The organism is Streptomyces sp. MBT53 (assembly GCF_016654115.1).
Lineage (GTDB): Bacteria > Actinomycetota > Actinomycetes > Streptomycetales > Streptomycetaceae > Streptomyces.
Genome location: NZ_JAEQAZ010000005.1, coordinates 118,132 through 124,765, shown reverse-complemented (window position 1 = coordinate 124,765; position 6,634 = coordinate 118,132). Strand labels below are relative to the sequence as shown.

Annotated in this window: 7 protein-coding genes; 4 read left to right on the top strand and 3 right to left on the bottom strand. The window is 69.7% G+C overall.

What is annotated here, in order from left to right; translation table 11 throughout:
• Positions 1 to 245 precede the first annotated feature (245 nt).
• Genes JHN45_RS03715 through JHN45_RS03705 form a run of 3 tightly spaced genes read right to left on the bottom strand, consistent with a single transcriptional unit; the run spans position 246 to position 3,846 of the window.
• Complete coding sequence (locus JHN45_RS03715) at positions 246 to 2,807, bottom strand: ABC transporter permease (RefSeq protein ID WP_201047977.1); 2,562 nt, start codon at positions 2,805 to 2,807, stop codon at positions 246 to 248.
• Complete coding sequence (locus tag JHN45_RS03710; protein ID WP_201047976.1) at positions 2,804 to 3,553, bottom strand: ABC transporter ATP-binding protein; 750 nt, start codon at positions 3,551 to 3,553, stop codon at positions 2,804 to 2,806. Before JHN45_RS03710 ends, JHN45_RS03715 begins: the two co-directional genes overlap by 4 nt.
• The gene (locus tag JHN45_RS03705) at positions 3,550 to 3,846 is read right to left on the bottom strand and encodes an SHOCT domain-containing protein (RefSeq protein WP_200713023.1); all 297 of its coding nucleotides are present in this window, start codon (positions 3,844 to 3,846) and stop codon (positions 3,550 to 3,552) included. The genes JHN45_RS03710 and JHN45_RS03705 overlap by 4 nt, the downstream gene beginning before the upstream one ends.
• Positions 3,847 to 4,021: 175 nt before the next feature.
• Between JHN45_RS03705 and JHN45_RS03700 the strand changes: the two genes are divergently transcribed.
• Genes JHN45_RS03700 through JHN45_RS03685 form a run of 4 tightly spaced genes read left to right on the top strand, consistent with a single transcriptional unit; the run spans position 4,022 to position 6,551 of the window.
• The gene (locus JHN45_RS03700; protein ID WP_201047975.1) at positions 4,022 to 4,621 is read left to right on the top strand and encodes a TetR/AcrR family transcriptional regulator; all 600 of its coding nucleotides are present in this window, start codon (positions 4,022 to 4,024) and stop codon (positions 4,619 to 4,621) included.
• Between the two features lie 12 nt (positions 4,622 to 4,633).
• Entirely contained in the window at positions 4,634 to 5,029 is a 396-nt protein-coding gene (locus JHN45_RS03695) for a cupin domain-containing protein (RefSeq protein WP_201047974.1), read from the top strand.
• An 11-nt stretch (positions 5,030 to 5,040) separates the two neighbouring features.
• Positions 5,041 to 5,631 carry a DUF4865 family protein gene (locus tag JHN45_RS03690; RefSeq protein ID WP_201047973.1) on the top strand — a complete coding sequence of 197 codons (591 nt, stop codon included), beginning with the start codon at positions 5,041 to 5,043 and terminating at the stop codon, positions 5,629 to 5,631.
• The gene (locus JHN45_RS03685) at positions 5,625 to 6,551 is read left to right on the top strand and encodes a phosphotriesterase (RefSeq protein WP_201047972.1); all 927 of its coding nucleotides are present in this window, start codon (positions 5,625 to 5,627) and stop codon (positions 6,549 to 6,551) included. Before JHN45_RS03690 ends, JHN45_RS03685 begins: the two co-directional genes overlap by 7 nt.
• Positions 6,552 to 6,634: the final 83 nt, after the last annotated feature.

Here is a 6,634-nt window from a genome sequence, read left to right as displayed (position 1 = left end):
AGGCGCACCCGCAACTGGGCCGACGTTGAGTAGGCGCACCCGCAACTGGGCCGGTATCAAAAACGCGCCGTTCGCACCTCTTTTGGTTCGGTCGCCTACGGGGCGCTGGAAGCCGGTGTCGAGAGCCCCACCGTGCTCGGCGCTGCGCGCCTCCGCGCGCTGGTGCTCTCGACACCGGCGCGCCCCTACGGCTCCCTCTCGGCCGGCGCGTGGGGACAGTGCAAGTGGGTGGGCCCTCAACGGAGTTACTCCGTGGCGATGGCTCGGAGTAGGTCTAGATGTGCGGCACGGCGGGCTGGGCGGAGGCCTGCCAGTGCGCCTGCTGTAAGGCCCACCAGGGCTACCAGGAGGAGTTGTTGGGGTGGGACGGCGAAGGCGAAGGTGCTGTCGCTTGCTCCGTCCGAGGCCTTTACCAGGACCCAGCCCAGGAAGGCGCCCAGGGTCAGGCCGCCTACCGTGCCGAAGGCGGCTAGCAGGATTGATTCCCAGCGGATCATGGCCCTCAGTTGGGGGCGGGTCTGGCCTACGGCCCTCAACAGGCCCAGTTCTCGGGTGCGTTCGTGGATCGCCAGGGTCAGGGTGTTGGCTATGCCCAGCAAGGCGATCAGGACTGCCAGGGCGAGTAGGGCGTAGACGAGGGTCAGCATCATGTCTATGCCGCCTGCCGAGGACTGGGCGTATTCGTGGCGGGTCTGGACCTGTGGGGCGCCGTAGCGGTCGGCGATCTTCTCTACGGCCGCCTTGCCCTTCGCCGTGCTTACGCCCTTGGTGAAGGAGACTGCGATCAGTGTGTCCGAGTCCTGCGTGCGGTGTGGGGACCAGGCGGCTCGGGTGATGACGTAGTCGCCGGCGAGTTCGGACTCGCCGTAGACCGCGCGGACCGTGAAGGTCTTCTTCTTGCCGTCGGTGAAGGCTAGTTGGGCCTTGCTGCCGGTGGTGAGGTGTTGGCGGTTCGCTTCTGTGCGTGTGATGGCGATGCCGTCCGTGCCCAGGGTGGTCAGGGAGCCCTGGACCTTGCCCAGGTCGAAGGTGCGGGCCAGGGCTGTGGGGTCCGTAACCGTCAACGCCCTTCCCTTGCCGTTGACTTCGGCCACTCCTCGGCCCAGGCCCACTGCTGTGTCCACCTCGGGCAACTTGGCTATGGCTCCGGCCAGTTGCGGGCTCAGTCCGCTGCCGCCCGCGCCGAAGGAGGGGGTGCTGACCGCCACGTCTCCGGCGAAGGAGCGGGACACGGTCTGGTCCATCGTGGCCTTCAGTGAGGCGCCGAAGACCGTGAAGAGGGATACGACTGCCACGCCGATCATCAACGCGCTCGCGGTGGCGGCCGTGCGGCGGGGGTTGCGCAGGGCGTTGCGCCGGGCCAGGCCGCCGGTGATGCCTCGCAGTCGGTCCAGCGGGATGCCCAGGACGCGTACTGCCGTGGACGAGGCGACCGGGCCCAGGACCACGAAGGCGATCAGGGCCAGCAGCGCTCCAAGTCCCGCCAGCAGAAGGGACGGTGAGACCAGTACGCCGGTGAGTGTCGTGGCTACCGCGAGGGTGGCCAGGGTCATTCCGATCACTGCTCGGGGGCGGGATGCGCCGGACTCGTCGACTGCCGTCTCGCGGAGCGCGGCCAAGGGGGCGGTACGGCCCGCGCGGACGGCCGGCATGAGGGCGGAGGCCAGGCAGACGAGCACGCCTACCGCGAGCGGCAGGGCCATGGACAGGGGGCGGATCACCAAGTCGCCGCCCGGGAAAGGGAATCCGATTGCCGGGAACAGCGCCTGGAGTCCGGCTGCGATGGCTATGCCGCCCGCCAGGCCCGCTGTCGATGCGGTCACTGCTACGGCGCTCGCCTCGGTGACTGTGGCTGCGGTGACCTGGCGGCGGGAGGCGCCGAGGGCTCGCAACAGGGCGTTCTCGCGGGTGCGTTGGGCGATGACTATGGCGAAGGTGTTGTGGATGGAGAACGTCGCTACCAGGAGGGCGATGGCTGAGAAGACCAGGAGGAAGGTGGTGAAGATCGTCAGGAATTGGGCGGAGATCATGTCTGTGTTCTCCTGTGCCGACCGCTGGCCCGTGATCGCCTCAACTCCCTTGGGGAGTACGGGAGTCAGCCGGTCCACCAGTTGGCGCTGGCTGACGCCGGGGCCCGCGCGCACGTTGATGCTCGATGCCTCGCCGGGCTTGGCGGTGAGGTACCTTTCGGCGTCCGTCTGTGTCATGCCGGTGAATGTCACCTGGGCCATGCCGTCCTCGCCTGCGAAGGTCGCGAGGCCCACGATCTTCACCTTGACGGGGTTCGGTGTGCGCAGTGTCGTGGTGTCGCCGATCTTCAAGTGGCCCTTGTCCGCGGCGCCTCGGTTGACCACGACCTCGCCGGTGGCGGTGGGAGTGCGGCCCTCGGCCAGGCGGTACGGGTTGAGTTTCGGGTCGGTGATCCAGTTGCCGGCGAGGGTGGGCGGGCCCTTGCCCCCGATCGGTTTGCCGTTGGCGCCCACCAGTTGGCCCGCGCCCTGGATGCTGGGGGCTGCGGCTGCGACGCCGGGGATCTGGGTGATGGTCTTTGCCAGGGATGTGCTCACCGGTTGTCGTACGCCCTGGCTCTCGCCCGGGGTTGTGATGGTGTCCGCGCTGCGGACCACTGCGTCGGTACCGCTGGTCGCGTCGCCGAACATGGTGTCGAAGTCGGCGCGCAGGGTGTCGCCCATGACCAGGGTCCCGGCGAGGAAGGCGACGCCCAGGAACACGGCGAGGAACGTACCGGCGAAGCGCCTTTTGTGGGCCCGCAGGGAGGACATGCTGAGGCGTAGGGACGCGTTCATGACCTCACCTCGAAGGCCTTGAGGCGGTCCAACACCCTGTCGGCCGTGGGGGATTCCATACGGTCCACCAGGCGTCCGTCGGCGAGGAAGACGACCTCGTCGGCGTGGGCGGCGGCGACCGGGTCGTGGGTGACCATGACGACCGTGCGATCTGTTTGGCGTACGGCGCGGCGGAGCAGGCCAAGGACCTCGCCGCCGGAGCGGGAGTCGAGGTTGCCGGTCGGCTCGTCGGCGAAGACGACCTCGGGGCGGCCCGCGAACGCCCTTGCCACGGCTACACGTTGCTGCTGGCCGCCGGAGAGTTCGGAGGGGCGGTGGTGGAGGCGGTCGCGCAGGCCTACGACGTCGATGAGTTCGTCGATCCACGCTCGGTCGCCTCGGGCTCCGGAGAGGTCGAGGGGGAGGGTGATGTTCTCGGCGACGGTCAGCGTCGGGATCAGGTTGAAGGCCTGGAAGACGAAGCCGACCCGGTCGCGGCGGAGGGTGGTGAGACGACGGTCGTCGAGCGCGTCGAGTTGTGTGTCGCCGATGTGGGCGGCGCCGGAGGTGAGTGTGTCGAGTCCGGCGGCGCAGTGCATCAGGGTGGATTTGCCTGAGCCGGAGGGGCCCATGATCGCGGTGAAGCGGCCGGCCGGGAAGTCGACGCTCACCCCGTCCAGGGCGCGAACTGCGGTGTCGCCGACGCCGTACACCTTGACGGCGTCGACGACCCGCGCGGCCGTGCGGATGGTGGTCTGGGTGGTCATGCCGGGCCGCCGCCCTTGCCTACGCGGCCGAACTGCTCGTCCAGGACGGACAGCCGGCGCCAGTACTCGTCCTCGTCGATCTCGCCGGACGCGAAGCGGCGGCCGAGGACGGCGAGCGGGGAGTCGCCGGTGGGGCGGGGGTCGGCCATTGCCCGCCAGGGGGCTCCGCGTCCGCGCCAGGCCGTGCGGCGGAGCACGTTCACCACGCCGACCACCACGGCCGCCCAGATCAGCGGGAAGAACAGGATCCACGGGCCGGGGCCGCCGCCGTTCCAGTTCGCCAGAGTCTGCATGTCGATTCATCTCCCTGAGGTGGAGCCCCGGGTGGGGCTTCCGGTGATGTATCGAGACTGGCTCCGGGGAGTGGGGCGGGTCGTCGTACGGCCAGCGGCAGTGTGTGTACCTCCCGGGGAGTACGTGGGGTCGTTGCGGCTGCTCCTTGAGGTCTCGACTTCTGTAACTACTAGTATGTACAGTCGTTGTGTGAGTACTCCGGAGCGGTTGATCGAGTCCACCCGCGAGCTGCTGTGGGAGCGCGGGTACGTGGGCACCAGTCCCAAGGCGATCCTGGAGCGTGCGGGCGCCGGGCAGGGCAGCATGTACCACCACTTCAAGGGCAAGCCGGATCTGGCACTGGCCGCGATCCGGCGGACGGCCGAGGAGCTGCGTGCTACCGCCGAGGGAGTACTCGACGGGCCGGGCACGCCGTACGAGCGGATCGAGGCGTATCTGCGGCGCGAGCGCGATGTGCTGCGCGGGTGTCCGGTCGGGCGGCTGACGATGGATCCGGATGTGATCGCCAGCGCCGAGTTGCGCGAGCCGGTCGACGATGCGCTCGACGCGATCCGTGAGCGGCTCGCCGGAATCGTCGAAGAGGGCAAGGAGCAGGGGCAGTTCGGGGCGGAACTGGACGGTGAGGAGATCGCGTCGGCGATCCTCGCGACCGTACAGGGTGGTTATGTCCTGGCCCGTGCGTCCGGTTCGGCGGGTGCGTTCGACGCCGGTGTCAGGGGGCTGCTGTCCCTGCTCTCCCCCTTGTCCTCCCCCACTTCCATGTCTTCCCGATAGGAGTCCAGGCACGTGCAGATCAGCAGGAAGCGCCCCGACACACGGCAGGGTCCGGCGGAGAACTTCACCGGCACGGTGTGGCTCGACCAACTCGCGGCGCCCGAACCGCCGTCCCGGATACGGATGTTCAGCGTGCACTTCACGCCCGGCGCGCACACCGCGTGGCACACCCATCCGCACGGCCAGGTGCTGTACGTGACGGAGGGCGAGGGGCTCGTGCAGCGCAGGGGCGGTGGCGTCGAGCCGATCCGCGCGGGCGACACCGTGTGGATCGAGCCGGGTGAGTGGCACTGGCACGGCGCCGGACCGCGCACGTTCATGACGCATATCGCGGTCGTCGAGGCCGCCGAGGACGGTACGACCGCCGACTGGCACGGGCACGTCGACCCCGCTAACTACCCCTCCTGAGGAGGCACTTGATGCACGCCATGCAGTACGAACTGACCCTGCCCGCCGACTACGACATGGGCATCATCCGGGGCCGGGTGGCGCGGGTCGGGCATCTGCTCGACGACTGGGACGGGCTCGGCTTCAAGACGTATCTGCTGCGTGAGCGCGGGGTTCACGGTTCGCCGGTCAATCAGTATGCGCCGTTCTATCTGTGGAACACGGTGGAGGGCATGAACCGCTTCCTCTGGGGCGGCGCCTTCCAGCGGCTCGCCGACGACTTCGGGCGGCCGGAGGTACGGCAGTGGACCGGTCTCGCCTACGAGGAGGGTGGGGCTGCGGCTGCGGGCTCCTCCGCCGTCGTCGCCGTGCGCAGCCGGCGGCCGATACCGGAGGGGGTGGAGCTGGCCGCGGCCATGGAGGACGCCGTCGGTGAGACCCGGCGGCTGGCCGGGGAGGACGGCGCGGTGCTCGCTGCCGCGGCCGTCGACCCGCACCGCTGGGAGTTGGTCCACTTCTCCCTCTGGGAGCACGACACGCCGAAGGCGGAGGGGGACGTGTTCCAGGTGCTGCACGTTTCGGAGCCCGGGCGGGGCGCGTTGCCACGCGGTCGGCAGTGGTAGTGGGGAGTGCCGTCGGCTTCGTCCGTACGGTGCTGGGGGATGTGGAGCCCGGGGAGTTGGGGGTGTGTGACGCCCACGACCACCTCTTTCTGCGCAGTCCCCGACTGCCTGGCCAGGAGTTGGAGGACGCCTCGGCCGCGCGGGCCGAGTTGGCCGCGTTCCGTTCCGTGGGCGGTGGCAGTGTCGTGCAGTGGACGCCGTACGGGATGGGGCGGCGGGTCGCCGATCTGCCCTCGCTGTCCCGGGGTGCGGGTGTGCATGTGGTGTGCGCGACCGGGTTGCATCAAGCGGCCCATTACGGACGGGAGTTGTTGGCCGGTCTGCGCGGTCGGCTGGCCGAGGTTTTCGTCGCCGAGCTGACGGAGGGTGTCGGGCCGTCGGGGGTCCGGGCCGGGGTCATCAAGGTCGCGGGCGGCTTCCACGGACTCGACGCGCATGCCCGGTGGACGATGACCGCGGCGGCCGAGGCTCACCGGGCGACGGGGGCGCCGATCGCCGTCCACCTGGAGATGGGTACGGGCGCGCTCGACGTACTCGACCTGTTGTGCGGGGAGTTGGGTGTCGAGCCGCATCGGGTGATCCTCGGTCATCTCAACCGCTCCCCCGACCTCGTGGTCCAGCGGCAGGCCGCGGAGACGGGGGCCTACCTCGCGTTCGACGGCCCGTCCCGGGCTCACCACGCCACCGACTGGCGGATGCCGGACGCGGTACGGGCGCTGGCCGAGGGCGGTTTCGGTGACCGGCTGCTGCTCGGTGGGGACACGGTGGTCGCGGGCGCCCGCTCGGTGGACGGGGGTCCGGGGATGCCGTATCTGCTGCGCCGGGTCGCGCCACGACTCGCGCTGGAGCTGGGTGAGGAGCTGGTGGGGCGCGTCCTCAGGGAGAACCCCGCGCGGGCTTTCGCCGTCGACTGGCATTGAGTGGAGGGTGCGGTACGCCTCTGTACCGGAGGCGGTCGTCGGGGGTTGGCGAGGGCCCGATATGTTCGACGCGGACATCGAAC